Raw genomic sequence first — 25,318 nt, 5'->3', positions numbered from 1 at the left:
GGAGCGGCCTACCGGACTTGGGCCACGCGGTCCATCCACCGATCGAGCGGGCCGGCCGAGGCGCGGAACGCATTGACCGCCCGTTCGGGCTCGTCGCTGCCGGCGGGGGCTTCGGCGGACAGGATCAGGAGCATGGTCGGGCGCGGACGCAGCAAAAGGCGGTCGGCGATGTTGGCGAGCTTGAGGCGCATGTTGGAGCCGGTCAGCAGGCTGCCGGTGCGGTAGTAGGTTTCGGCGAGGCGTTCGGCCCTGCCCTTGCCGAGCAGGCGTTCGGACTTGCCACCCGCGACTGCCGGCCCATCGGCGCGCCATGCCCAGCCGCTTTCCGGGGTCAGTGCCCCTTCTCCGAAGCCGCCGGCCTCGCGCCCTTCGGACTGGCCCGAATAGAGCGCGAAGAACACGTCGACGGTATGGCCGCGATCGTCGGCATAGCGGCCGAGCAGGCGGTGTTCGGCGCCGCTGGCGCGTGGTTGCCAGCCTAGCAGGGGCGCATAGTTGGCCCTGTGCCAGCCGGGCACTTCGGGCAAGTGGATCTGGCGCGGCAGGGGGGCGTCAAGACGGTCGGCAGCGGCGGCCCAGCCCTGCCCCGCGGCGGTCAGCAGGGCGATGATGGTGAGCGCCGGCGCAAGGCCGAGGCGCTGGGCGGATAGGTGCGCAAGCAGCGCGGAGCGCTCGATCGCTGCGGGATCGACCACCGCAGCGTCGGGCGCGCGGTCGAAAAAGCGCCAGGACAGGGCGATGATCGCGGCGATTACCGCGCCGAAGAAGATCCAGCCGTAGATGATGTGATCGAAGCCCCCGGCCCATGCGGTGCCTTTCACCTGAGCGACGGCAATCGTGCCCCAGGCCCGCACGCCGTTGGCGAGGACGGGGATCGCAGCGCACAGGACAAGGAATGCGGCGCGGCGCCACGGACTGGTGAAGCAGAGATGGGCGGCGAGAACCCCGAAGGCGATCATCGCGATCAGGAACTTGATGCCCGAGCAGGCTTCGGCAACCTCGAACAGGCCGGCGGGTGTATCGATGAACACGCCGTCGATCGCGGCGGGGATGCCCGAGAGGTGAACAAGGGCGATGGTGAGTTTGGCGGTGACCGTCTGCAGGGGCGGGATCAGTTCGTCGCCGAAGGGGACGAGGAAGGCCATGTAGCCCAGCGGGAAGGCAAGCGCCCAGCCGATGCGCGGGCCGAGCAGGGCCAGCACGGCAGCGCCGAGCATGGCCACTGCACCGGCCTGCGAGACCAGTGAAAAGCCCGCGAACGTCCCTAGCACCCAGCCGAACAGGGCCAGAGCGAACAGGACGAGGCCGGGCCACCACGGGGCAGGCGCGAGACGGCTCAGTTGCGGCCAGCGCTGCCAGACCAGCCAGCCAAGGATCGGGGGGATCAGGACCACGTGATTGTAGGTCGAGCTGTTCCACCATTGCCCAGCCATCTCGGCCCAGTCCCGGGCAAAGGCGATGAGCAGTGCGAGGGTGACGGCGCCCAGCCCTGCCAGCGGCGCACGCCATCCGGCCGGGATGCCCGGTGCCGGGGATGGCCGGGCGGCGGCCTCAGGCGGCATTGCGGCGGGCTTTGCCAACGGCGATCAGGGCGGGCAGCGGGGCGAGGACGGCATCCCAGTTGTGGGCCTGCTCGACGAAGCGGCGGGCGGCAAGGCCGATCCGGCGAGCGCCGCGACGGTCTGCCAGCAGGGACAGGCACTGGGCGGCGAGATCCTCGTCGCTGTGACCGATGGCAAGATCGCGGGCGGCCACGGCGGGGATGCCGGTGGCGGCCTGCGGGCTGGCGACGACAGGGAGCGCCATGGCCATGGCCTCCAGCACCTTGTTCTGTACCCCGCGCCCGATCTGCAAGGGAACCAGCGCCAGATCGGCTCCCTTGAGCCAGGGGCGGACATCCTCCACCCGGCCCCAGACATGGGTGCCGTTTACGCCCTGCAGAGCCATGACCGCCGGTGCCGGCTTGCGGCCGACCACGTGGAAGGTCGCGTCGGGCACGACGGCGCGGATAAGCGGCATGACCCGGGTGGCGGCGCGAACCACGGCATCGACGTTGGGCGGATAGTCCATCTGCCCGGTGAAGATCAGCGGCGGACCGGATAGCGCGGCCATTTGCGGCTCAGGGGTGACGATGGCCGGATCGAACAGGTCCGTGTCTATCCCGTTGCCGAGCGTGACGAGCGAGGAGCGCGCGCGCTGGGCCGGAGCCAGCCGGGCGGAGAACAGCGCGCTTTCCTCGGGCGAGATGAACAGGGCGGCATCGGCCCGCATGGCGACGCGCGCTTCCTCGGCGGCGAGCAGACGGCCCTCGCGGGCGTGGACCCAGCGCATCGGCCAGCGGGCATCGGCGGCATAGGCATCGAACTTGGCGGAATCGACGTCGACGAAATCGACGATCACCTGCCCGGCGAAGTCTGCCGGGACATATTGGGCCATCTGGCCGGAGAAGACGACGATGGTCGAGATCGACCTGACACGCAGGGTTTCGGCTACGAAGTCTGCGATCCGGGAATCGCGGAAGGCGGTCAGGCTGACCGGAAGGCCGCGGGCAAGGGCCATGGCTCCGGCCAGCGGCAGCGGCAGGCGGCGACGAACAAGGCGCCACGAGCGCGCGGTGATCGCCAATTCGACTTCGTGAGCGGCGTCCTGTTCGTCGTCCGCGAAAGTGGCGACGTGGACCGGGGCAATCGCGGCGAGCCGCTTGAGCAGGTGGTGCGAGCGGATCTTGTCTCCCCGGTCAGGCGGGAAGGGAATGCGGTGGGAGAGGAACAGGATCTCGCTCATCAGCCGAGCCCCCGCGCGATGAACGGCCCAAGGCGATTGGCAATGGACAATGGCAGGCGCCGCCATGCGGCGATGCGGGCGGCGTGCTTGGCGCTGGTGGGGTCGGCATCACGCAAGGGGGCGCCGGGCGCGGTCCATGTCGCATAGGCCAGCGGTTCGGGAGTGAAGCCCCAGTTGCGCTTGAAATGCCAGGCACCGGAATGGGTCTTGGAGCGGCCGAAATCGAACCGGGTGCAGCCGCGCTGTCGGGCATGGCGCATCAGTTCGAAATACATCCGGTCGTTGGCGCGCAGGGCCCGGGCGGCCATGGTTCCGCCGCCCCAGTAGGGCATGACCGCGCCGCCATGATAGAGCGAGAGGACCGATGCGACCGGGGCACCATCGTGCCGCACGGTGAGGATGTCGGCCGCCGGACCCATGCGGTCGAGCACGGCGTCGAACAGGGCGCGGGGGAATACGGGGGTGCCGAGGTTTCGCACGCTTTCCGCATAGACCGCGTAATGGGCGGCGCGGTCGTCCGCGGCCGTGCCGACGTGGACGGTCAGCGGCTGTTCGAGGCCCTTGCGCACTTCGGCGCGCTGCTTGCGCGGAATGGCGAGAAGTTGGGCCTCGTCATTGCCCGCCAACGGGGCAACGAACCCGGCGTGGCTTTCGGTGCGGTGGCGCCATTCGGGCGAGCGTTCGGGCAGCGATCCGCCGCGCAGTTCGATTGCCGGACAGGACAGGCTGAGCGCGAGGCGTTCGGCAGCGTGGATGATCGGGGCCGCGTCCGCTCCTTCGGACAGGAGAAGTCCGCCGCCGACGGCAAAGCCGGTCGATGCCAGCATTCGGCCGAACAGCGGGGAGTGGATCTCGCTGAGCGGCAGATAGGCGGTGAGCGCCCTGCCCTGTTCTGCAACGAGAGCCATGGCGCGATTGGCCGTGCCTTGTTCGACGGCCAGCAGCCAGTCAGGCCGGTGGAACGGGGTGGCATCGGGATGATCGGCGAGGAAGGCGTTCAGGGGCGCGGCCTCATTCGCCACCTCGGCAAGGCGGATCGTGGCGCGCGGGGGAGCGAAAGGCGCGTTCATGCGGCGCGGCGCGCAGGCTGGGGCACGAACAAGGGCGCGCGGGCGGCCTCGGCGGAAACGATCCGGTGCATCGGGCCCCAGGTAAAGTCTTCGAGCAGGGTGGCCAGCTTGCCGGCCATCTGGTCGAGTTTGGTATAGTGCCGGAGGCGCGAGCGCAGCGGGGCATGGGCCACGCGGGGCTGGCCGGGGTCGATCTCCCACGGGTGGAAATAGAACACGGCCGGTCGGCCGGCGGCATTGACCTGCCGGATCGCCCAGCGCGAGAAGGCGTAGGGCAAGACGCGGAAGAAGCCCCCTCCCCCGGCCGCGAGGCGGCGACCGACGAATTCGGCGGTGGTGACCGGGATCTCGATGAGTGCGCTGTCCGACAGCGGGCGAAAGGCGAAGCGCGGGGCCTCGCGCCAGCCGTAATGATCGTGGGCGACGGGAGCGACACTGGAGGAATAGGCGTAGCCCTGCTCGGCGAGGACATCGAAGGCCCACGGGGTGCGCGCGTCGATCGAGAAGCTGGGCGCGCGGTAGCCGAGGATCGGCTGGCCCGAGGCATCCTCCAGCGCCTTGCGGCTTTCGGCGAGATCTTCGCCAAAGACCCTGGCGCCGAGGGTGAAGACGCGGGCATGGGCAAGGCCGTGGCTGGCGATCTCGTGCCCGGCATCGGCGATACGGCGGATCAGCGCTGGGTGGCGGCGCGCGATCCAGCCGAGGGTGAAGAAAGTGGCGCGGGCATTGGCAGCGGCGAAAAGATCGAGAATCCGGGCGCAATTGTCCTCGACCCGGGGGGCATAACTGCCCCACGCGGCCGGATCGATCACGCGCTCGAAGGCGCCGACCTGGAACCATTCCTCGACATCGACCGAGAGGCCATTGATCACCGTCACGCCGATCCCCCTGCCGCGATCAGGCGGCGGCCTTCTGGTCTGCCTCCAGCCACTCGATCAGCATGGCGAGGGCGTGCTTGACGCTGGCCTCCTGCTGGACGAGGCGCTGTTCCATCGCGCCGAGGCGCTGGGCGAGAGCGGTGAGTTCGGCTGATGGCACAGCGGCGGCCGGGGCCGGCTGCTCGACGCTGTTGGCCAGTTCGATCACGGCCTGCTGAAGCTCGGAAATCAGGGCGTCGCGTTCTGCGAAGGCGGCCTTCATTTCCTCGAACGGCACGGCGTCGATCGGCTCCGGAGCGACAGCCGGGTGGGCCATCGGCGGCGCCGGAGGCGAGAACTGGGGATGGACCACCTCGCGGGCCGGAGCAAGGCCGGTGTCGGTCCGCACCTCGGCGAGGACGCGGGCGAAGAGGTCGGCGTCGAAGAGATCGCGCTGCTCGACCGAACCCATCAGGAACAGGCGATTGGCGATCTGGTTGACCCGGCGCGGAACGCCGCCCGAAGCTTCGTAGAGCGCGGGGTAGACATCGGCCGCGATCTGCGGGCGCCCTTCCCAGCCGACCAGTTTGAGCCGGTGCTCGATATAGGGCCGGATTTCATCGGCCTCCATCGCATCGAGGTGGTGGGTGGCGATGACGCGCTGGCGCAGCTGTTCCAGTTCGGGGCTCGACTGGAGCAGGTCGCGGAACTCGGGCTGGCCGAGCAGCAGGGTCTGTAGCAGCGGCTGGGCGCCGAGCTGGAAGTTGGAGAGCATCCGCAGTTCCTCGATCGCCTCGATCGAGAGGTTCTGCGCCTCGTCCACCACCAGCAGGCAGCGGCGGCCGCCGCGCGCCTCGGCGTGGAGCAGGCCCTCGATCGCGGCGAGCGCCGAGGCCTTGTCATGCCCGTCGATGACCAGGCCGAAGGCTTGCGCGACGACGTGGATGATCTCCTCGCCGTTCAGCGCCGAGGTGACGACTTGCGCTGCGGTCAGCCGCTGGGGGTCGATCGTGGCCATGAGGTGCGCGACAAGGGTCGACTTGCCCGCGCCGACCTCGCCGGTAATGACGATGAAGCCTTCGCCCTGGGCGAGGCCATAGCCGAGGTAGGACAGCGCCTTGCGGTGCGTCAGGCTCTCGAAATAGAAGGCCGCGTCCGGCGTGAGCTGGAACGGGCGGGCGGAAAAGCCATAGAATTCGTCGTACATCGAGGTCTCCTGTTCCCGTTTTCCGCGTGGTTCAGAATGAAGCTTGGTCAAAATGCGTAACGCATGCCCACCAGGGCAGAGGCGTTCCAGGTGTTTTCGGCCGCCTCGCGTTCCAGCCCGTAGAGCGAGAGCGCGGCATTGGCCGACAGGTGTTGATCGAAGGTGTGGCTGAGCGAACCGGTCACGCCGAAGGCGGTACCGTCGCCGTTCGGCACTTGCCCTGAGTGATACCAGTTGGCGAAGACATAGCTGCCGAAGGTGGTGCGCGGGCCGAGGCGGCCGTTGAACCAGGCCGAGAGCCAGGTGGTCTCGTCGATCACGCCATTGGCGCTGGCGAGGATCGTGCCCGGCGCGGCGATGAACTTGCGGTTGTCATAACCCCCGGCAAGCCCCGTGCCGAAGCCGCCGATCTGGGTGGAGTAGCTGGCCATGACCCCGCGCCCGCGGAACGTGGCCGAGCGGGCCGAGCCGAAGGCGCCGGTGACGCAGGCGCCGGGCTGGAGCGTGACCACGCAGCCGTTGATATCGCCGGTGACCGGATCGCGCTGGGCGAGGAAATCGCTCGGCAGGGAGACCAGAGCGCGGTTGATCGTGCCGCCGATGCCCGACATGCTGTCATAGACCGAGACGTTCACGATGGTGCGCCGGTTGGGCATCCACCCGAACGAGCCATAGGCCGTGGTGCCGCCATAGCGCCAGCCGACATGGGCCTCGAGCGCGGTGCGGCGGCTGGGGCGCCAGGTTACCCCGGCGTCCCAGATCACACCGGTACTTTCGTAGGCGATCTGGCGGGGGGCGGAATTATCGGTGACGTAGCGCAGGTCGGCGCCGATGACCGGGGCGCCCGAGCTGTCGCGCAGGACGTCGCGGCTGGAGATCTCGACTTTTTCCCAGCCGACGCCGCCGACGAGGGCCAAATTGGTGTCGACCGGCACGGTGATGTCGGCGCGGGCGGTGAAATCATCGACGCGCTGGGCGAGGTTGGAAATGTCTTCGCGGTACCACGCCGCGCCGGCTCCGAGACCGACCGGCAGGACCTCGCCCGCGCCTACGCCGGCATGGAGGCCCGCGCTCTGCACCCAGGAGTGATCGAAAAGGTCGGCACTGGCGGCCGCGCCGTTGGCCGTGATCGAGGTGCTGTTGCCGAGTTCGGTATAGCCGACGCGGTAGTAGCCGTTGACCGCGGCGGGCCCGGCATGGGTGGTGAGGTTGGGCCCGGCATAGGCGGCCCACATCCGGCTCGATCCGCCGGGCTTGAAGCCGCCGGGCAGGCTCTGGCCGCTGGCGCCGATCGTGGTGCGGGTGGCGAGAGCACCGCCTTCGAGGCTGAGCGTGTTGGGGACGATCACCGTGCCGCCACGGACCAGCCCGCTCAGGGTGCCTGAATCCGCTGCCCTGCCGTAGCCGATGGTGCGCTGGTAGCGGACCGAGAAGGCCGCCTCGCTCGACCGGTTCTTGATCTGGCCGTCGACCCCGGCCGCGAGCGTGGTCCAGGTGAGGACGTCGTGATCGGGCGAGAGGTCGGCGGTCATCACCTGCGCCGCCTCGATATAGGGCTGGAGCTTCAGCTTTTCGCGGTGGCCATTGCGGCCGGTGCCGGGCATTTTCTTGCCCTGCGGCAAGCCGTAGGCCTCGTCGCCCTGAGCGGACGAATCTTCGGCAGGGCTGTCGGAGCCGGTCGCGGCTTCGCTGGACGAGCCATAGCCGATGGTCTGCGCGCTGGCGGGAAGCGCGGCGACGGCCAGCGCGGCGCCGGATAGCAGGAGGAGACGTATCCGCACCGCGCCTATCCCTTGTAACCGTAGTAGGTGCCGAAGCGGCGGCCGGACGGGGAGAAACGCACCGCATTGAGCAGCAACTGGATGTTCGGACAGGCCGAGAGCAGCGAGATCGCGTCTTCCAGCGCGGACTGTCCGGTCCGGTCAGCGCGGGCGATGACGAGCGCCTGCCCGACATATTTCGCCAGTTCGGCAGCCGGAGAGGCGGCCAGCGCGGGCGGGCTGTCGAAGATCACCATGCGGTGGGGGGCGCCCTGGGTGAGCCGGTCGAGCACGGAACGGGTGCGCGATGAGGCGAGGTATTCGGTGTCGGCCGTGGTCGCGTTGCCGGCGGGCAGGACCCAGAGGCCGGGAATGTCGGTGCCGAGCACACAGTCCGCCACGTCGATCGCCGGATCGGCCAGGGCGTCCATCAAGCCCGGCCCGCCGGGCAGGCCGAGCGTGGAGAGCACTGACGGCTTGGCGAAATCGGCATCGACGAGGATCACCTCGCTTTCCTTTTCCGCCGCGATGGCGAGCGCGAGATTGACCGCCGTGTAGGTCTTGCCCTCGCCCGGAAGCGGGGAGCAGATCAGGACGCGCTGGGCCGCAGCGCCCATCCCACCCCGGCGCAGATCGGCCGACTGGACCAGAAGCTGGCGCTTCACGATGCGCAGCTCCTCAAGCAGCGCGGTGACGCTGCCCTCGGGAACGATCATGCCCTGATTGCGCAGATGGACGCGGTCGACGGCGTGGAATACCTGCGGGAAAGCAACGGGAGCGGCTGTCAAAGGTTCGGGGCGCATCGGAACCGCGTGGCGCGGTTCTGGTGTTTCGGCCGGAACGGCTTCCGCCGGCGGCTCGGGCATGGGCTCGATCGTCAGCTCGCGCATCACCACGCGCTGGCGCGCGTCGGGCGGAAGATTGCCGGGGCTGGCGATGCCGCCGAGTTTCGAGAGGTCGAAGCCGGAAATCGCCCGTTCGACCGAGGAGGGCAGCGGGATCTTCTTCTGTTCAGTCATCGCCGGCTCCTCACGCCACCATGCCGCGCTGGATCATCTCGGCGGCGAGGAGCATGACGAACACGCCCCCCAGCGCCGCCGAACCGGCGATGAAATACTTGAGCCGCTTGCCCTGCAGCGCGCGGGCGCTGTCGGTCAGCGTATGCGAGATCGCGCCGAGCACCGGAAGGCCGAGCGCCTTTTCGAGCCGGGCCGTGGTCTGGAAAGTCGAACGCAGCTGGGCGACCGCGAAGGCCGCCGCCACGCCCGCGCCGATGCCGATCACCAGCACCCCGAGCAGGAGCAGCGGGCGATTGGGGGCAACCGGCGAGCGCGGGGTGGTCGGCGGGTCGATCACCTGGAACTTGACCGCGCTGCGCTCATCCTCGACCTGCCCGCGCAGGCGCAGGGCCTCGCGGTCCTGCAGCAGCTTGTCGTACTGCTGCTTGAGCACGTCGTAATCGCGGCTGATGCGCTGGGCCTCGCCAGCGACGGCCGGATTCTCGATCTGCTGGGCATCGACCCGGGCCAGATCGGCCTGGGCCGAGGCACGGCGGGTCTGCAGGGCCTGGAGATTGGCCTGCTTTTCGGCGCGGATTGACTGAAGCGAAGAATAGGCCGGGTTGGGCGTGCCGGTGGCCGGACCTTCGAAGGCGGTGGCGGCGCGCAGCTGGGCTACCTGGTTCTTCATGGCGATGACGTCGGGGTGGCTGTCGGTCAGCCCGCGGGCGCGCATGGCGGCAAGCTGCGCCTGCGCATCGGACAGTGCGCCGCGCGCACCGCCGGTTCCAGGGCCGCTCAGCGTGGACGGGGTTCCGGCCAGTTGGCCGTTGATCGCGGCCAGCGCGCTTTGGGCGGCGGCGATGTCGGCATCGAGATCGCGCACCTGGGCACGGCCCGCTTCCATCCGCTGGACCAGCGAGGCGCCGCCCTGCGACAGTTCGGGATACTTCGCCTCGAAGGTAAGGCGGCGCTGTTCGGCGGCTTCAAGCTGCTTCTGGCGGTCAGCGAGCTGCTGGTTCATGAAGGCGATCGTGTCGCTCATCTCGCCGCGCCCGCCGGCGAGGTTCTCCTCGCGGAAAATATCTATCAGCTTCTGGACGATGTCCTGCGCGAGCCGGGCGCTCTGCGCGTCGGGGAGCGAGCCATCGGTCGAGACGGCGGTGATCTCGAACAGGTTGTCCTGCTGGTTGACGACCTTGACCGCCTTGCCGAGCGCAAGGACCATGTTTTCCATCTGCTTGGGCGTGTTGATGCCATCGCCCAGCGAGGTCGAGCGGACGACCTTTTCCAGGCTGACCGCGCTCGTCAGGGTCTGGCGCACGCGGTCGATGTCGCGGCGGCGATCACCCATGCCGATGCCGATCTGGTCAGCCAGCGGATCGTCGAGCTGAACGAAGATGCGGGCGCGAGACTGGTATGAATTGGGTACGGTGGCCACGGCGAGCCAGCCCAGCAGGCAGACGCCCCAGGCCACGCCGAGCGCGATCCAGCGGCGATGCCAGACGCTGAACAGGGCCGCGCGCAGTTCGTCGATGAGGCCGTTCATCGCCGCACCTCAGAACGCGCTTTCCGGGATGATGATGACGTCGCCCGGCATCAGCATCACGTTGGCCTTGCTTTCACCCTTCTTGAGCAAGTCAGCCAGGTGCAGGGCATATTCCTGCTGATGGCCGCTCCCTTTGTCGAAGCGGATCAACTTGGCCCGGTTGCCCGCGGCAAATTCGGAAAGGCCGCCGACGGCGATCATGGCGTCGAGCACGGTCATGTTGGCACGGTAGGGGATCGAGGCCGGCTTGCCGGTTGCACCGACCACACGGACCTGCTGGCTGAAGGTGCCGGAGAACTTGTTGACGATGACCGAGACCAGCGGCTCCTGAATATATTGGGAAAGCTGAAGCTTGAGGTCCTCAGCCAGCATCGACGGCGTTTTGCCCACGGCCGGCATGTCGGTGATCAGCGGCGTGGTGATGCGCCCGTCGGGGCGGACCTGGACGCTGGCGCCGAGTTCGGGATTGCGCCAGACGAAGATCGTCAACTCGTCCAGCGGGCCGATCACGTAGTCCTCGCCCGGCCCCTCCTGCATGGCAACGAACGATGCCGGAGGCAGGGTCGGCCCCTTGCTGGCGGTGGCGCATCCGGCGAGCGACAGGCTGGTCATGGCACAGCCGGCAAGCAGCCAGGAAACGCGGGTCTTCGGCATCATCACTTCCTTCGCGCGGGGCAGACCGGCGGCACCGCGCGAAGCACCCGTCGATGCCGCGCTGCCCCCCGGGCCTGCCCGTTCACCTGCCCGCTATGGTCAAAAAGGGTGAACAACCGGTTAGTGATCTCCCCGGAACTACGGGGATTCCAGCTGCTTGCGCGTGCCGTCCCGGAATGGGACGAGTAGAATCAGGAAGTTAAACGAGGATTTCGGCGGCGGGGCCATGGCCGAGGAAATGCATCGGGCTGGCCGTGGCGCCATAGGCTCCGGCGCAGAAAACCGCGACCAGATCGCCCGCTTCGGCGCGCGGAAAACCGGCCTTGTCGGCAAGGCGATCAAGCGGGGTGCACAGGCAGCCGACGACGCTGGCCTCTTCCTCGACCGGGGCATCGAAGCGCGTGGCGATGGCCACCGGGTAGTTGCGGCGTACCACCGTCCCGAAATTGCCCGATGCGGCCAGTTGGTGGTGCATTCCGCCATCGACGATGAGGAAGACTTCGCCGTGACTTTCCTTTCGTTCGATCACACGGGTCAGGTAGACGCCGGCCTCGCCGACCAGATAGCGGCCGAGTTCGATGCAGAACTCCGTCTTCGCCAGTTCTTCGGGCAGGCTTGCCATGCGGTCCCCGAGGGCGGCGCCCACAGCCGGGAGATCGAGCGGGGTATCGCCCGGAAAATAGGGAATGCCGAACCCGCCGCCGAGATTGACGTGAGGAACCGGAACGCCGCTCTCCCGCCCGAGGCGGGCGGCAAGCTCGAGCGTCTGGCGCTGCGTTTCGATGATGGCCTCGGCCGAAATGGCCTGGCTTCCGGCGAAGATGTGATAGCCGCGCCACTCGGCCCCGGACGCAACGATCCGCCGGGCCAGGGGCGGAACCCGGTCCTCGTCCAGCCCGAACGGCTTGGCACCGCCGCCCATCTTCATGCCAGAGCCCTTGAGGTCGAACGACGGGTTCACCCGGATGGCGAGGCGCGGGGTGCGCGAGAGGCGCTCGGCGATGGCGAGAGCGCGATCAGCCTCGGCCTCGGATTCGAGGTTCAGCGTTACCCCCGCCGTGATAGCCGCTTCCAGTTCGGCATCCCGCTTGCCCGGGCCGGCGAAGGAAACCTTACGCGGATCGATGCCCGCCCCGAGTAGGTTTGCCAGTTCGCCAGCCGAGGCAATGTCGAAACCATCCACAAGTTCAGACATTACATGAATTAATGGAAGGAATGGATTTGCTTTTACGGCATAATGCAAACCAATTGAGCTGGGCATTGCGGCGCGGAGGCTGGCCACGCGCTGGCGGATGATTTCGGCTGAATAGATGAACAGCGGGCTTGATCCGGCCCGGGCAACCAAGGCTTCAGATACCTCACCCGAAATTTCAAGAATACCATTTATGCTACTGAAATATGGTGGAATCGGCCCAAGCAGCTTCATGCCACCAGCTCCGCCTGAAGACCTGTCCGATCAATCTTTCCGTTGGGGCCGATCGGCATCGCAGAACGCCAGTGGATGACCTTTGGCTGCATAAAGTTTGGCAATTCCTTCATCAGGATAGATCGCAATTCTTCTTCATTTTCTAAAAACCCCGGCGCCGGCCGCACTATGAGGTGAACGGCCTGTCCGAGCCGTTCGTCAGCCACGCCGAGGGCCACGGCTTCGGCCACGAGCCCGGTCGCCAGCGCCGCTTCCTCGATCTCCTGGGGGCTGATGCGATTGCCAGCGGATTTGAGCATCGCATCGCGCCGGCCAACGAAATGGAGCAGCCCTTCCCTGTCGCGGCGCACCCGGTCGCCCGACCACACCGCCGTGCCTCCATGGCGCGACATGGCCGGCGCCGGACGGAAGCGCTCGGCAGTCCGCTCAGGATCTTGCCAATAGCCTTGCGCGACAAGCGGCCCGCAATGAACCAGTTCGCCCTCCTCGTCGTCAGCGGCCAGTTCGCCGCGATCGTTGATGACGAGGATCTCGGCATGGGGGATCGCCTTGCCCATGGAGGTCGGGTGAAGGTCGACCAGGGCTGGATCGAGATAGGTCGAGCGGAAGGCCTCGGTCAGCCCGTACATCGGGAACAGGCGGGCGTTGGGGAACAGGGAACGGAGACGGCGAACAAGATCGACCGTCAGGGCGCCGCCGCTGTTGGTCAGACGGCGCAGCCCGGCAGCGACTTCCGGCGGCCAGTCCAGCTCGGTAAGTTGCACCCAGAGCGGCGGCACGGCGGCCAGCGTGGTGATATCATGGCGGGCTATCGCCTTGATCACGTCGCGCGGGGTCAGATAGTCCAGAGGCGCGACTGCTCCGCCGGCGAACCAGGTCGAGAGCAACTGGTTCTGGCCATAGTCGAACGAGAGCGGAAGAACCGCCAGCACACGATCCTTTGGGGTCAGGTCCAGATAGGAGGCGACGCTTTCGGCGCCGAGCCACAGGTTGGCGTGGCTGAGCATCACGCCCTTGGGTCGGCCGGTCGACCCGCTGGTATAGAGGATGGCGGCAAGGCCGGCCGGATCGGCGGCCGAGGGCCCCAGTTCGCGCCCGGCGGCATAGGCTTGGGCCAGGGCCTCATCCTCGCCAAAGCTCCGATATAGGCCTGCGATATCATCTGGATGAAGCGTGGCGAGGCGGGCCGGAGAACCGATCAGCAGGCGCGCGCCGCTGTCCGCCAGGATATGGGCGACCTGGGCACGCTTGAGCAGCGGGTTGACCGGCACGTGAACCAGCCCGGCGCGCGCCGCGGCCAGCGGCATGAGGCAGGTCATCTCGCCCTTGGCGGCCCATGTTGCCACCCGCGCGCCCGGTTCGGGCACGATGCTGGCCAGCCATCCGGCAAGGGCCGCGATACGCGTTCTTAAGTCCTTGTAGGTTAGTGCCCCGCTACGCAAAAGCAGTGCCGGCGCTTCATCCGCTCCGGCCTGTGCGAGGTGATCCAGCGGCCGGGCCGCGGGGCTGGTCTGGACTTGGGCCAAGGAGAATACGGTTCCTGCCGGAGTGATGGTGAACGACGTAATCTATCTGGCCGAGCTTGACAAAGCGTCAAGGGTTCCGGGCCTCGCGGACCAGCTGAACGCCGCTCTGGCGGACGCGCGCGGGCCCTTCGACAGGGCGGAGTGGTGGCGACTGCTCTGCGCCCATGGCGGCGTTGCGCCGTTCTATGCCCTGGCCCGCAGCGATGGCCACAGCGCGCTGATGGCGCTGACGGAACGCGGCGGCGTCATCCGTCCGCTGGCCAACTGGTACACTTTTCGATGGCGACCGCTGGTGAGCAGGGATGCTGCCTCCCTGCCCTTGTTCGAAGCTCTCGGCCGCGACCTGCCCCGGCGCGGCTGGCGCCTGGTGCTGGAACAGGTGCCGGACGAGGACGGGAGTGCCACTGCGCTGACAGAGGCCCTGCGCAGGGCGGGCTGGGCCGTGCGGATGGCGGTTCACGACAGCAATCACGTGCTGGCGTTGGACGGACGGGACTATGCCGCATTCCTTGCCGGGCGCCCCGGTGCCCTGCGCACCATGCTGAAGCGCAGGAGCGGGCGGGTGGCGACCGAACTGTTCGGCACGTTCCGCCCCGAGGTCTGGCAGGCCTACGAGGAAATCTACGCCGCGAGCTGGAAGCCTGAGGAGGGCAACCCGGCCCTGCTCCGGGCCTTTGCCGAGGCCGAGGGCGCCGCCGGGCGGCTGCGTATGGGGCTGGCCCATGTCGAGGGCCGCGCCGTGGCGGCGCAGTTCTGGACGGTCGAGGACGGGACCGCCTACATTCACAAGCTCGCTCACCGCGAGGACGGCAAGGCGCAGTCTCCCGGCACGGTGCTCAGCGCGGCCCTGTTCGAGCAAGTGATCGACCGCGACCGGGTCAAACTGGTTGACTTCGGGACCGGCGACAATGCCTACAAGCGGGACTGGATGGATGATATCAGGCTACGCTATCAGATCGACGCACTCTGGCCAAAAGCACCGCGCGCCTGGCCGCGCCTTGCCCGCCGGCTGCTCCGTCGCTAGAGGCGCGCGTTCAAGGGAATCCGTCCGGGGCTGCGAATGAACATCGATATCGACCAGAGCCTGCGCCAGATCCTGGCTGATGTGCTGGGTCTTTCCGCCACGCAAGTTGCGGCCTTCGATGCCGAGACGGGCCTGTTCGGCCACTTGCCGGAACTCGATTCGATGTCCGTCGCAGGCCTTCTGACCGAGATGGAAGACCGGCTGGGCTTCATCATCGAGGATGACGAGGTCGATGGCGAACTGCTCGAAAGCTATGGTTCGCTGCTCGCTTTCGCCCGCGCCAAGCTGGCCTGATATCAGCCGATGATTTCATCCTGGCCCTGCCCGATACCGGACGGCATGGCCGAGGAAGCGGCGATCGTATTCGATCGCGGGCGAGCCCTGCGCATGCTGGTGGTCCCTGCCCTGTTCGACGAGGCAAACCGGCTGCGGCGCCAGACCATGGAACTGATGCGCCGGCTTGACCGGCTCGGGATCGATTGCTTCCTGCCCGACCTGCCCGGTACCGGAGAGAGCCTGCGGCCGGGCGAAAGTATCAGCCTTGATGACTGGCGCGCGGCGATGGCCTCGGCCGCAGAGCATTTTCGCGCGAACCATGCCCTTGCCCTGCGTGGGGGCGCCCTCGTCCGGCCGAACTTGCCGGGGCCGGACCACGCCCCGGTTAAGGGAGCGACGATCCTGCGGCAGTTGCTGCGGATGCGGGTTCTTTCCGCGCGCGAGGCCGGGCGGACCGAGCGCGCTGACGACCTGCTGGTTCGGGCGCTGACCGAGGGAATTGAACTGGCGGGCTACCGGCTCGGCCCAGCCATGGTCGCCCAGCTCGAAGCAGCGATGCCCGATGAGGGGCGGCCTGTGATATCGCAGGGCGATATCGGCGGCGGCGCGCTGTGGCTTCGGGCCGAGGCTGGCGAGGACCCGGTGCAGGCCGATGGGCTGGCCCAGAGGGTCGCAGCCGGAATTGGCGCATGACCCGGCGGCACCTGACATTCGCCTGCGAAGGCCAGGCGCTGGTCGGAACGCTGGACGATGCGCCGGCCGCGACGGGCCTGCTGATCGTCAGCGGCGGCAACGAGATCCGCTGCGGCGCCTGGAACGGGCAGGCCTTGCTCGCTACACGCCTTGCCGCCCGGGGCTTTCCAGTATTCCGGTTCGACCGCCGGGGGATTGGCGACAGCGAAGGGAGCAACCTCGGCTTTCGACACTCGGCCGAAGATATCCGCGCCGCGATTGAGGCCTTCCGAGCCGAGGCACCGCAGCTGACGCGGGTTGTCGCCTGGGGCAATTGCGACGCGGCAAGCGCCTTGATGCTGGGGAGCGGTCTGGGCTGTGACGGTCTCGTATTGTCCAACCCTTGGACGATCGAGGGCGACGAGGCGGATGGAGCGGCGGCGGCCCTGCCGGCCGGTGCCTTGCGCAGTCACTATCTCAGGCGGCTGCGCGATCCGGCGGCCCTGCTTCGCCTGCTTGGCGGAAAGGTCTCGCTGAAGGGGCTGATGCGCTCACTGCGCGACATGAGCCGGCGGGCTGAGCCGACGAGCCTTGCCCGGGAGATTACCTCCGGGCTGGCAGGATTTTCGGGCCCGGCGCTGCTGCTGATCGCCGAACGGGACCGCACCGGGCAGGCGTTTCTTGGCGACTGGGACAGGACCGATCCCCGCCTGTCCATCTGCGCCGGAGCGAGCCACAGTTTCGTGGAACAGGCGGCGCAGGAATGGCTTGAGGACAGGATCGCAGGCCTATTGTCTTCACCGGCTGGCTAAAGGCCCGCGAGGTTGACCTCCCGGCCGACCCGGAGCAAGCATCGGCCATGTCTCTTCCTGCTCCCGTTTCCCAGACCTTCCTGTCGCAGCGTCTGCGCCTGCACTATCTTGACTGGGGCAATGAAGGAGCGCCGCTCCTGATCCTCCAGCATGGCGGGCGCGATCACTGCCGGTCGTTCGATGCCGTTGCCGAGGAGCTGCGCCGCGACTGGCACGTGATTGCCCCCGACTTGCGCGGCCACGGCGACAGTGAATGGTCGGCCGATGGCGACTATTCGCTGACGGCCTTCGTCTACGACTTTGCGCAGTTGATCCATGCGCTCGGCGACGGGCCGGTGACCCTGATCGGCCATTCGCTCGGCGGCAATGTGGTTGCGCGCTATGCTGGCATCTATCCCGCGCGCGTGGCGAAGATGGTCAATATCGAGGGATTGGGATTCACCGCCAAGTCGATCGCCGAGCGGGCCGAAAAGGGCTATGCCGAACTGATGCGGCGCTGGATCGAACTGCGCCGGTCCATTTCGACCAGGCCGCGCCGAACCTACCCCGACTTCGAAGCCGCCCTTGCGCGGATGATGGAGGCCAACCGTCACCTGACCGACGCACAGGCCCGCCATCTCACGCTGCATGGCACGCGGCACAACGAGGATGGTACGCTCAGCTGGAAGTACGACCATTACATAAATGCCTGGTATCCAGTCGACGCGACCTACGAACAGATCCGCGAGGTCTGGGCCGCTATAGATTGCCCCAGCCTGCTGCTGTGGGGGCGGGACAGCTTCTTTTCCAGCCCGGATGAAGATGGCCGCCTGGCCTGCTTTCGCAATGCCGAACTCAAGATCTACGACGATGCCGGCCATTGGCTGCATCATGATCAGTTCGACCGGTTCATGGCCGACATTAAGGCTTTCCTGGGCTGACCGGGAAATTATTAACCCTGCCCCTTAAATTCCGTCTGCCGCCGCCGGTCTTTGCTTCAGGTGCTCCGGACCCCCGGGGCACGCACACACCGGGAGCAACAGACCATGGCGGTCATCAACACCAACATTTCCGCGCTGCGCGCTTCGAACGCGTCAGTTGCGGCCGACAAGATGCTCGGCTCGGCAATGGAACGCCTGTCGACCGGCAAGCGCATCAACTCTGCCAAGGACGACGCGGCGGGCCTTGCCATCGCTACCTCGATGACTTCGCAGATCAAGGGCATGAGCCAGGGCATCCGCAATGCCAATGACGGCATCAGCCTTGCGCAGACGGCTGAAGGCGCGCTGTCGGAAGTCTCCAACATGCTGCAGCGTATCCGCGAACTGGCGGTTCAGGGCGCTTCGGGCACGTTCCAGACTTCGGACCGGGCGGCCATGCAGTCGGAAGTCACTAACCTGACCCAGCAGATCTCCGACGTGCTGGGCAACACCACGTTCAACGGGATCACCCTGTTCAGCACCACGGCCGGCACCGATGTCAGCATCGACATCCAGACCGGATCAGAGAGCGGCCAGACCGTGACCCTCACCTCGACCGCGATCGACGGCACCAACATCTCTGCCACCGCGCTCGACGTTACGACCACTGCGCTCGCCTCGACCACGATGGACAATGTTGACCTCGCCCTGGCCGACGTCAACGCCAGCCGCGCTTCGCTTGGCGGCGGACAGAACCGGCTGGAATCGGCGGTCAACAACATGACCAGCAATATCGCCAACCTGTCCGATGCCCGTTCGCGGATCGAGGATACCGACTATTCGGTGGAAACCACCAAGATGGCCAAGGCCCAGATCCTCTCGCAGGCTTCGACCGCGATGATCGCACAGGCCAACCAGGCGCAGCAGAACGTTCTCTCGCTGCTCAAGTAACGGTTCCCGGTGGGGGGCGGCTCCTGCTTGCGGGAGCCGCCCTTTTTTGGGAAGCGACGGATTGACGGCAGGCGGACGCCCTTACGGGTGCCCGCCTGCTTTCAGTCCAGATGAACCGGCGCGAGCCGCGGCGAGAGCAGGTGCACGATCGCCAGGGCAACAAGATAGGCGCTCGCGCAGATCGCGAAAAGCAGGGCGTAGCTGTGCGTCGTGTCGAGCACGTAGCCGGTGAACTTGGCCATGAACATGCCGCCGGTTGCCCCGATCGCGCCACCGATCCCGATCACGGTGCCGACCGCGCCTTGCGGATAGACATCCGACGGCAGCGTATAGAGATTGGCCGAGAAGGCCTGGTGCCCGGCCGTCGCCAGCCCGATCAGCAGGACCGCGCCCCAGACCGTGCCGACATCCTGGGCGAACCAGATCGGCAGGATGGCTATTGCGCTGACCAGCATGGTGATCTTGCGGGCGAAGTTGACGCTGTGCCCGGCCGCGATCAGGCGCGAGGACATCCAGCCCCCGAAAATGCTGCCGGCGTCTGAAATCAGGTAGATCGCGGCGACTGGCAGGGCGAAGGTCTTGAGATCGAGCCCGTAGCGCTGGCCAAGGTAGCCCGGAAGCCAGAACAGGAAGAACCACCAGATCGGGTCGATGCAAAACTTGCCGAGCGCATAGGCCCAGGTCTCGCGCCGTCCGATCACGTCGGCCACCCCGGCCTTGATCGAGGTCGCGGGCGGGCCGTCCTGCTCGATCCAGGCCCGCTCCTCGGCGGAGACCTGCGGCTTTTCGGCCGGTACGCGGTAGACGGCGAGCCAGGCGATCAGCCAAGCGGCGCCGAAAATGCCGGTCATGTAGAATGCCATCCGCCAGTCAAAGCCCCAGTGATCGATGATCAGCCAAAGCAGCAGCGGGGTGAGGATCGCGCCGACATTGGAGCCGGCGTTGAACAGGCCCGTGGCGAAAGCGCGCTCGCGCTGTGGGAACCACTCGGACACGGCCTTGACGCCGCCGGGGAAATTCCCCGCCTCGCCGATGCCGAGGCCGGCGCGGGCCAGAGCGAATTGAACCGTTGTCGTGGCAAGGCCATGCGCCATATGTCCGGCCGTCCAGATCACCACGGCCACGGCATAGCCCAGCCGCGTGCCGAGCACGTCGACCACCTTGCCGAAAACAAGGTAGGCCACTGCATAGGCCAACTGGAACCAGAACACGATGTCTGCATAGTCGCTCTCGGTCCAGCCGAGCTCGTTCACCAGGGTCGGCTTGAGTACGCCGATCATCTGGCGATCGACGTAGTTGATCGTGCAGGCCGCGAAGAGCAGCGTGACGATCAGCCACCGGTATCGGCCGCCGGGGGCGGCAGGATTGCTGGCATTGCCTTGCATCGATCTCTCTCCCGGCGCCGCCGGTTCATTCCGGTCGGGCGCGATGATGTTTCCTAGTCTGGCCGTGCCGCGACAATCCGGCAGCGCACCTCGCCCAGATCGCCGAACACCGCGCGGACCTCCTGTCCCGGCTCGACCACATGGACCCCGGTAACAGCCCCGGACGAAACCCAGGTCCCGGCGGTGACGTCTATCCCGCGATCGGCAAGGTGTCCGAGGAGAAACCGCACCGCGCCAAGCGGGCCGTCCAGCATGGTTTGGGCCGTGGCGCAGCCGACCGTCTCGCCGGCCACCTCGGTCCGGATCTCGACGGCCTGAAGATCAAGCTCCCGCCAGTTCTCGACGCGCGGGCCCAGGACCAGCCCGTGATTGTTGCCGAAGTCGGACGCGGTGACGGCCGGTCCGTCGGCGTTGATCCCGCGCCACGGGGATGAGGCGATCTCGATGCCAAGGCGCACCTCGTCGATGAGCAGCCGCGTCGCTGCATCGTCAGCCGGACGGGCATCGGCCTTGCCCGGGACAATATGGAGCAGGAATTCAGCTTCGGCGGCGGCAAATCCATCGGCGAAAACCGGCATCTCGGGGGCGCTGCCGTCGTCGGCCAATCGCTGGGTGCCCTCGAAGATCGGGCCGGTCAGGCGGTTGGCACCAAGCTGTTCGACCAGCGGCGGGGCGATGCGCCCGACCTTCCAGCCCATCACAGTCCGACCGTCGAACGCGATGGCACGCTCCTGAATCAGGTAGGCGCCGGCAAGATCGCCTGGCCGCTCGCCCGGATAGGCGTCGAGGCCAAGTCCGACACGGCGGGCCGTGACAAAAGCTTCGGCCGTTGCCGACGCCTCGGCGGAGATGTGGGCCGGGCGGCCTTGGCTGGGATGAGCGGACGTGGGCATCATGATGGGTTCCATATTGTCGGAGAGCGACGGCGCAGCAATCCGGTCCAGGCCCGGCGGCTAGGAGAAACCGGTGTCATCTGCAAGTACAGGACGCCGTGCCAAGCCGGCGTCACAGCGTGACGCCCCGTTTCCAGATCGCGATGGCGCGGTTGCCGCTCCGTTCGGCAGCGGTAAGCTCGCCGCTGGCAAGGGCGCAGACACGTTCGAGGAAGGCCGCGTCAGCCACATCCTGCCCTTCGTCGAGCGCCAGGGCGGCGTCAAAGTCGATCCAATGCGGTTTGGCCACGGCGAGCGCCGAGTTTGATGCAACCTTGACCGTCGGCACCGGAAAGCCCAGCGGCGTCCCCCGGCCGGTGGTGAACAGGATAAGTGTCGCCCCGGCCGCAGCCAGTGCGGTTGAGGACACGGCATCATTGCCAGGCGCCTCCAGCAGGGTCAGCCCTGACCGGCGAACCTGGGCTCCGTAGCCGATCACGTCGACCAACGGGGCACGCCCGCCTTTCTGGACCGCGCCGAGCGACTTTTCTTCGAGAGTGGTAATGCCGCCGGCGATGTTGCCGGGTGAGGGATTTTCCGAAACCGGCAGTCCTTGATCGAGATAGTAGCGCTTGAAGCCGTTGATCAGATCGGCGGCCGACTGGAAAACGCCGGCATCCGTCGACCGTTCGAGCAGGGGTTGTTCCGCCCCGAAAATTTCGGGAATCTCGGTCAGGATCGCGCGTCCTCCCGATGCGGCGAGCGTTTCGCTGAACCGTCCGAGCAGCGGATTGGCGGTCAGCCCGGAAAATCCATCGGAACCGCCGCATTTGAGCCCTACGGCCAGCTCCCCGAATGGGATGGTTTCGCGGCGGCAGGCGGCAGCCTGCTCGGCCATTTCGTCGATCAGGGCGGCCGCCTCGGCAAATTCATCCCCGGCCGACTGGGTGGCAAGTGTGCGGACCTTGGCCCGCGCCCCGTCGGGCAGACTGTCAACCAGCGCGCCAAGCTGATTCGATTCGCAGCCCAGCCCAAGCAGCAGGACGCCGGCGGCATTCGGGTTGGCGGCGAGTCCGGCCAGCAATGCGCGGGTCCCGGCGAGGTCGTCGCCCAGTTGCGAGCAGCCATGGGGATGGGTGAAGGCGTGGATTCCATCCAGCCCCCCTTCCCGTCCGGCCCGCTGATGGCGCTCCATGGCTTCGCGGGCGATGGTTTCGGCCGTTGGGCCGACACAGCCGACAGTGGGAAGTATCCAAATCTCGTTACGCGTGGCCGCGCGGCCATCGGCGCGCCGGTACCCCTGCCAGGTCAGTGCCGTGGCCGGTCTTTGGGTCAGGGCAGACCGGGCCGACGCCGGATCATAGCCCAGTTCGCCGACAAGCGCCGTCACCAGGTTATCGACATGGACGTGAGCGCCTGGCGCGATCGGCGCCGTCGCCCGGCCGATCGGGGCGCCAAACTTGATCACAGGATCACCAGGCTCATGGGACCGCAGTGCCAGCTTGTGGCCCTGCGCGATGGGTTCGGTCAAAGTGACCGCGACCTGTCCCACGGTGACGGTTTCGCCGGCACAAAGCGCGCGCAGGGCTACGGCGACGGTATCGTCGGCATGAATGCGCAGCGCTGCCTGGCCTTTGGTCGACATCTCTATCCCGTGGTCGGTTATGGCGGAATCACTGTTTGGTAACCGGTGTCAATATAAGCTTGCCGACTTGCCGATGACAAGGCACAAGTTCGCCTGCCGTATCGCAAACGCTCTTGCTGCACGGTCCTGGACGCGGCAAGACCGCGCAAATCCGCCGTCGGCGGAGGTCGAAGGAAGCAGTATACGATGGGAGCAATCACCGCACGCGAGGCCAAGCCGACGATCAACGACGTCGCACGCGAAGCTGGCGTCTCGAAGAAGACGGTGAGCCGGGTGATCAATCGTTCGCCCCTGCTCAACGACGCCACGCGCGAAAAGGTCGAGAAGGTGATTGCCGCCCTGGGCTATGTGCCCAACCCGCAGGCGCGGGCGCTTGCCCTGCGCCGCAACTTCCTGATCGGACTGATCCACGACAATCCGAATGCCCAGACCGTGCTGAACGTGCAGGAGGGCATCCTCTCGGCGATCCGCGATACCGAGTTCGCTCTCGTCGTGCGTCCGGTCAACCGCCGTTCGCCCCGGATGCTGGACGATGTCCGCGCCTTTCTCGAGCAGCAACGCCTGTTCGGAGTGCTGCTGATGCCGCCGATCTCGGAAAATGACGAGTTGGCACGGGTCTGCGAGGAACTGGGCGTAGGCTATGTGCGGATGGGATCGGCCCAGCTCGACAGCGGAGAGCACCTAGTCGAATCGAATGACCGGGAAGCCGTGCGCAAGGCCATGGAATACCTGGTCGCGCTGGGGCACAGGCGCATCGCTTTCGTGGCGGGACCGGAAGGCTTCCGCTCGGCCCGGGAGCGCGAACTGGGATACCGCGACGCGGTCAAGGCGGCAGGCCTGCCGCAGGGTCCGGAGCTCGAGGCCGCCGGAAACTACACGTTCGAGACCGGCAAACTCGCCGGGGACAAGCTTCTTGACGCCACCGAGCGCCCGACTGCGATCTATTCCTGCAATGACGAGATGGCCGCCGGCGTGCTCCATGCGGCGCGCGAGCGCGGCCTTTCGGTGCCGGACGACCTCTCAATCGTGGGCTTCGACGATTCGCCCATCGCTGCACACATCTGGCCGCCACTGACCACGGTGCGCTGGCCCGTGGCAGCCATGGCGCGCACGGCGGCGCTGAAACTGATCGATCCGGGCCATGCCTCTGGCCAGCCGGCGCTTTTCCCGTCCATCTTCATCGAGCGCGGGTCAGCGGCTCCGCCGCGGCGCTGACAGCTTGCGTGGCAATGCAGTTGCCGCTATCATGACACCGGTTACCGTGTTGCATCCTGCGAAATACGAGTCCAGATAATGGACTTTAGCCAGCCTGCAACATTCCTCTGGGAGAGATTCACATGTTCGCCAAGACGTACCACGCCACCCATCCCGACATGATGGAGTGCGTCAGCAATGACGAATTGCGTGAGCGCTATCTCGTCACCGACATGTTCCGGAGCGGCGAGATCACGCTGAACTACTCTCACAACGAGCGCTTCGTGATTGGCGGCGCGGTGCCTGCCGGCGGCTCCTTGCGCCTGCCCGAGCAGGCCGTGCCGGCCAGTGCCGCGGGACGCCCCTTCCTCGAGCGGCGCGAGATGGCCGCGGTCAACATCGGTACGGCGGGTGCGATCACGGTGGACGGCCAGCGCTTCGCACTGGGCAACAAGGAATGCCTCTACATCCCGATGGGCAGCGCCGAAGTGCTGTTCGAGGGCGACGGCGCGCGGTTCTATCTGGCCTCGGTGCCCGCCCACAAGGCCTGCCCGCTCAAGCACATCACCCTGGACCAGGCCAACCCACTCGAGCGCGGTGACCTCGCCAGTTCCAACCAGCGTACGATCTACCAGTTGGTCATTCCCGGCGTCTGCGAGAGCGCCCAGTTGCTGCTCGGCCTGACCGTGCTGGAAGAGGGTTCGGTGTGGAATACCATGCCCCCGCACCTGCACGACCGGCGCAGCGAGATTTACCTTTATTTCGACATGGCCGAGCCCAACGACCGCGTGTTCCACTACATGGGTGAGCCCGATGGGATGCGGCACCTCGTCATCGGCAACGAAGAAGCGGTGATCAGCCCGCCGTGGTCGATCCACATGGGATCGGGCACCCGCAAATATGCGTTCATCTGGGCCATGGGCGGGGAAAACCTCGACTATACCGACATGAACGTCCTCGACATCTGCCAGCTCAAGTAAGCCGGGCGGGAGAGGACTGACATGGCAATTTCATTTGATCTTGCGGGCAAGTGTGCCCTCGTTACCGGGGCCAACACGGGGATCGGCCAGGCCATCGCCGTGGCACTTGCCGAGGCAGGCGCCGATGTTGCGCTCGCCGGGCGATCCGAGCCGGCCGAAACGGTGGAGCGCATCAAGGCCGCCGGCCGCCGGGTCGTCGATGTCCGCGCCGACCTTTCCGGCACCGCCGAAGTGCAGCGCGTGGTTGACGAGGCGCTAGGCGCGCTGGGCCGGATCGACGTGCTGGTCAACAATGCGGGGATCATCCGGCGCGATGATCTGCTGCAGTTTTCCGAGGCCGACTGGGACGCGGTGATCGACACCAATCTCAAGGCGCTGTTCTTCCTCAGCCAGGCCGCCGCCCGGCACATGGCCGAGCGCGGCAGCGGCAAGATCATCAACATCGCATCGCTGCTCAGCTTTCAGGGCGGCATTCGCGTGCCGAGCTATGCTGCGGCAAAATCCGGCGTGGCGGGCCTGACCAAGGCGATGGCGAACGAACTTTCCGCCAGCGGCATCCAGGTCAACGCCGTCGCCCCCGGCTACATCGCCACGAACAACACGGCCGCTCTGCAGGCCGACGAGACCCGCAATCGCCAGATCCTTGAACGGATCCCCGCCGGACGCTGGGGCAAGCCGGAGGATATTGCCGGCGCAGCAATTTTTCTGTCGTCCAATGCATCAGATTACGTGACCGGGCACATTCTGGCCGTTGATGGCGGCTGGCTGGCGCGCTAG

The 25,318-nt window shown here is 66.9% G+C and carries 23 protein-coding genes; 9 read left to right on the top strand and 14 right to left on the bottom strand.

Features of this window, described 5'->3' with window-relative positions; translation table 11 throughout:
- Positions 1-8: 8 nt before the first annotated feature.
- From xrtA to H7F51_RS12500, 11 genes are all read right to left on the bottom strand, one after another.
- Positions 9-1,562 (bottom strand): exosortase A, encoded by a 1,554-nt coding sequence (gene xrtA, locus H7F51_RS12550; RefSeq protein WP_185664655.1) that lies wholly within the window; start codon positions 1,560-1,562, stop codon positions 9-11.
- Positions 1,552-2,784 (bottom strand): TIGR03087 family PEP-CTERM/XrtA system glycosyltransferase, encoded by a 1,233-nt coding sequence (locus H7F51_RS12545; protein WP_185664654.1) that lies wholly within the window; start codon positions 2,782-2,784, stop codon positions 1,552-1,554. The genes xrtA and H7F51_RS12545 overlap by 11 nt, the downstream gene beginning before the upstream one ends.
- Positions 2,784-3,854, bottom strand: a complete 1,071-nt coding sequence (locus H7F51_RS12540) for a FemAB family XrtA/PEP-CTERM system-associated protein (protein ID WP_185664653.1) — start codon at positions 3,852-3,854, stop codon at positions 2,784-2,786. Before H7F51_RS12540 ends, H7F51_RS12545 begins: the two co-directional genes overlap by 1 nt.
- On the bottom strand, positions 3,851-4,732 hold the full coding sequence (locus H7F51_RS12535; RefSeq protein WP_185664652.1) for an XrtA system polysaccharide deacetylase: 882 nt from the start codon (positions 4,730-4,732) through the stop codon (positions 3,851-3,853). The genes H7F51_RS12540 and H7F51_RS12535 overlap by 4 nt, the downstream gene beginning before the upstream one ends.
- Positions 4,733-4,751: 19 nt before the next feature.
- A complete protein-coding gene (locus H7F51_RS12530) occupies positions 4,752-5,918 on the bottom strand; it encodes an XrtA/PEP-CTERM system-associated ATPase (RefSeq protein WP_185664651.1) in 1,167 nt (388 codons plus the stop codon).
- A gap of 47 nt (positions 5,919-5,965) precedes the next feature.
- Positions 5,966-7,699 (bottom strand): preprotein translocase subunit YajC, encoded by a 1,734-nt coding sequence (locus H7F51_RS12525; protein ID WP_185664650.1) that lies wholly within the window; start codon positions 7,697-7,699, stop codon positions 5,966-5,968.
- Between the two features lie 5 nt (positions 7,700-7,704).
- Positions 7,705-8,697, bottom strand: coding sequence for a P-loop NTPase family protein (locus H7F51_RS12520; protein WP_185664649.1), 993 nt, complete (start codon positions 8,695-8,697; stop codon positions 7,705-7,707).
- Between the two features lie 10 nt (positions 8,698-8,707).
- Complete coding sequence (locus tag H7F51_RS12515) at positions 8,708-10,225, bottom strand: XrtA system polysaccharide chain length determinant (RefSeq protein ID WP_185664648.1); 1,518 nt, start codon at positions 10,223-10,225, stop codon at positions 8,708-8,710.
- A gap of 9 nt (positions 10,226-10,234) precedes the next feature.
- Complete coding sequence (locus H7F51_RS12510) at positions 10,235-10,879, bottom strand: XrtA/PEP-CTERM system exopolysaccharide export protein (RefSeq protein ID WP_185664647.1); 645 nt, start codon at positions 10,877-10,879, stop codon at positions 10,235-10,237.
- A 199-nt stretch (positions 10,880-11,078) separates the two neighbouring features.
- Complete coding sequence (locus H7F51_RS12505) at positions 11,079-12,305, bottom strand: pyridoxal-dependent decarboxylase, exosortase A system-associated (RefSeq protein WP_185664646.1); 1,227 nt, start codon at positions 12,303-12,305, stop codon at positions 11,079-11,081.
- Positions 12,302-13,831, bottom strand: a complete 1,530-nt coding sequence (locus H7F51_RS12500) for an acyl-CoA ligase (AMP-forming), exosortase A system-associated (RefSeq protein ID WP_185664645.1) — start codon at positions 13,829-13,831, stop codon at positions 12,302-12,304. Before H7F51_RS12500 ends, H7F51_RS12505 begins: the two co-directional genes overlap by 4 nt.
- Positions 13,832-13,856: 25 nt before the next feature.
- On the opposite strand from H7F51_RS12500, the gene H7F51_RS12495 reads away from it, so the two are divergent.
- The 6 genes from H7F51_RS12495 (at position 13,857) to H7F51_RS12470 (ending at position 18,465) form a co-directional block, all read left to right on the top strand.
- Complete coding sequence (locus H7F51_RS12495; protein ID WP_185664644.1) at positions 13,857-14,855, top strand: GNAT family N-acetyltransferase; 999 nt, start codon at positions 13,857-13,859, stop codon at positions 14,853-14,855.
- 36 nt (positions 14,856-14,891) lie between these two features.
- Entirely contained in the window at positions 14,892-15,149 is a 258-nt protein-coding gene (locus tag H7F51_RS12490; protein WP_185664643.1) for an acyl carrier protein, read from the top strand.
- A gap of 9 nt (positions 15,150-15,158) precedes the next feature.
- Entirely contained in the window at positions 15,159-15,824 is a 666-nt protein-coding gene (locus H7F51_RS12485; RefSeq protein WP_185664642.1) for an alpha/beta hydrolase family protein, read from the top strand.
- Entirely contained in the window at positions 15,821-16,615 is a 795-nt protein-coding gene (locus H7F51_RS12480) for a hydrolase 1, exosortase A system-associated (RefSeq protein WP_185664641.1), read from the top strand. Before H7F51_RS12485 ends, H7F51_RS12480 begins: the two co-directional genes overlap by 4 nt.
- A 47-nt stretch (positions 16,616-16,662) precedes the next feature.
- Positions 16,663-17,535, top strand: a complete 873-nt coding sequence (locus H7F51_RS12475) for an alpha/beta fold hydrolase (protein ID WP_185664640.1) — start codon at positions 16,663-16,665, stop codon at positions 17,533-17,535.
- 105 nt (positions 17,536-17,640) lie between these two features.
- Positions 17,641-18,465, top strand: coding sequence for a flagellin N-terminal helical domain-containing protein (locus H7F51_RS12470; protein ID WP_185664639.1), 825 nt, complete (start codon positions 17,641-17,643; stop codon positions 18,463-18,465).
- A gap of 101 nt (positions 18,466-18,566) precedes the next feature.
- Here the strand turns inward: H7F51_RS12470 and H7F51_RS12465 are convergent, their stop codons facing one another.
- The 3 genes from H7F51_RS12465 to H7F51_RS12455 all read right to left on the bottom strand — a co-directional run bounded on the left by H7F51_RS12465 (position 18,567) and on the right by H7F51_RS12455 (position 22,367).
- Complete coding sequence (locus tag H7F51_RS12465; protein WP_185664638.1) at positions 18,567-19,850, bottom strand: MFS transporter; 1,284 nt, start codon at positions 19,848-19,850, stop codon at positions 18,567-18,569.
- 53 nt (positions 19,851-19,903) lie between these two features.
- Positions 19,904-20,746: a 2-keto-4-pentenoate hydratase gene (locus H7F51_RS12460; protein WP_343061282.1), complete on the bottom strand. Its 843-nt coding sequence runs from the start codon at positions 20,744-20,746 to the stop codon at positions 19,904-19,906.
- Between the two features lie 109 nt (positions 20,747-20,855).
- Positions 20,856-22,367 (bottom strand): UxaA family hydrolase, encoded by a 1,512-nt coding sequence (locus H7F51_RS12455; protein WP_185664637.1) that lies wholly within the window; start codon positions 22,365-22,367, stop codon positions 20,856-20,858.
- Positions 22,368-22,553: 186 nt separating this feature from the next.
- Here H7F51_RS12455 and H7F51_RS12450 point away from each other — a divergent pair, with 186 nt between their 5' ends.
- The 3 genes from H7F51_RS12450 (at position 22,554) to kduD (ending at position 25,318) form a co-directional block, all read left to right on the top strand.
- Complete coding sequence (locus tag H7F51_RS12450; protein ID WP_185664636.1) at positions 22,554-23,582, top strand: LacI family DNA-binding transcriptional regulator; 1,029 nt, start codon at positions 22,554-22,556, stop codon at positions 23,580-23,582.
- A gap of 122 nt (positions 23,583-23,704) precedes the next feature.
- Complete coding sequence (gene kduI / locus H7F51_RS12445) at positions 23,705-24,541, top strand: 5-dehydro-4-deoxy-D-glucuronate isomerase (RefSeq protein ID WP_185664635.1); 837 nt, start codon at positions 23,705-23,707, stop codon at positions 24,539-24,541.
- A gap of 21 nt (positions 24,542-24,562) precedes the next feature.
- Positions 24,563-25,318 (top strand): 2-dehydro-3-deoxy-D-gluconate 5-dehydrogenase KduD, encoded by a 756-nt coding sequence (gene kduD, locus H7F51_RS12440; protein WP_185664634.1) that lies wholly within the window; start codon positions 24,563-24,565, stop codon positions 25,316-25,318.

The sequence above is a fragment of the Novosphingobium flavum genome (assembly GCF_014230315.1).
Classification (GTDB): Bacteria; Pseudomonadota; Alphaproteobacteria; order Sphingomonadales; family Sphingomonadaceae; genus Novosphingobium; species Novosphingobium flavum.
The sequence above is the reverse complement of the archived record's forward strand: the minus strand, read 5'-3'. Positions and strand labels throughout refer to the sequence as shown.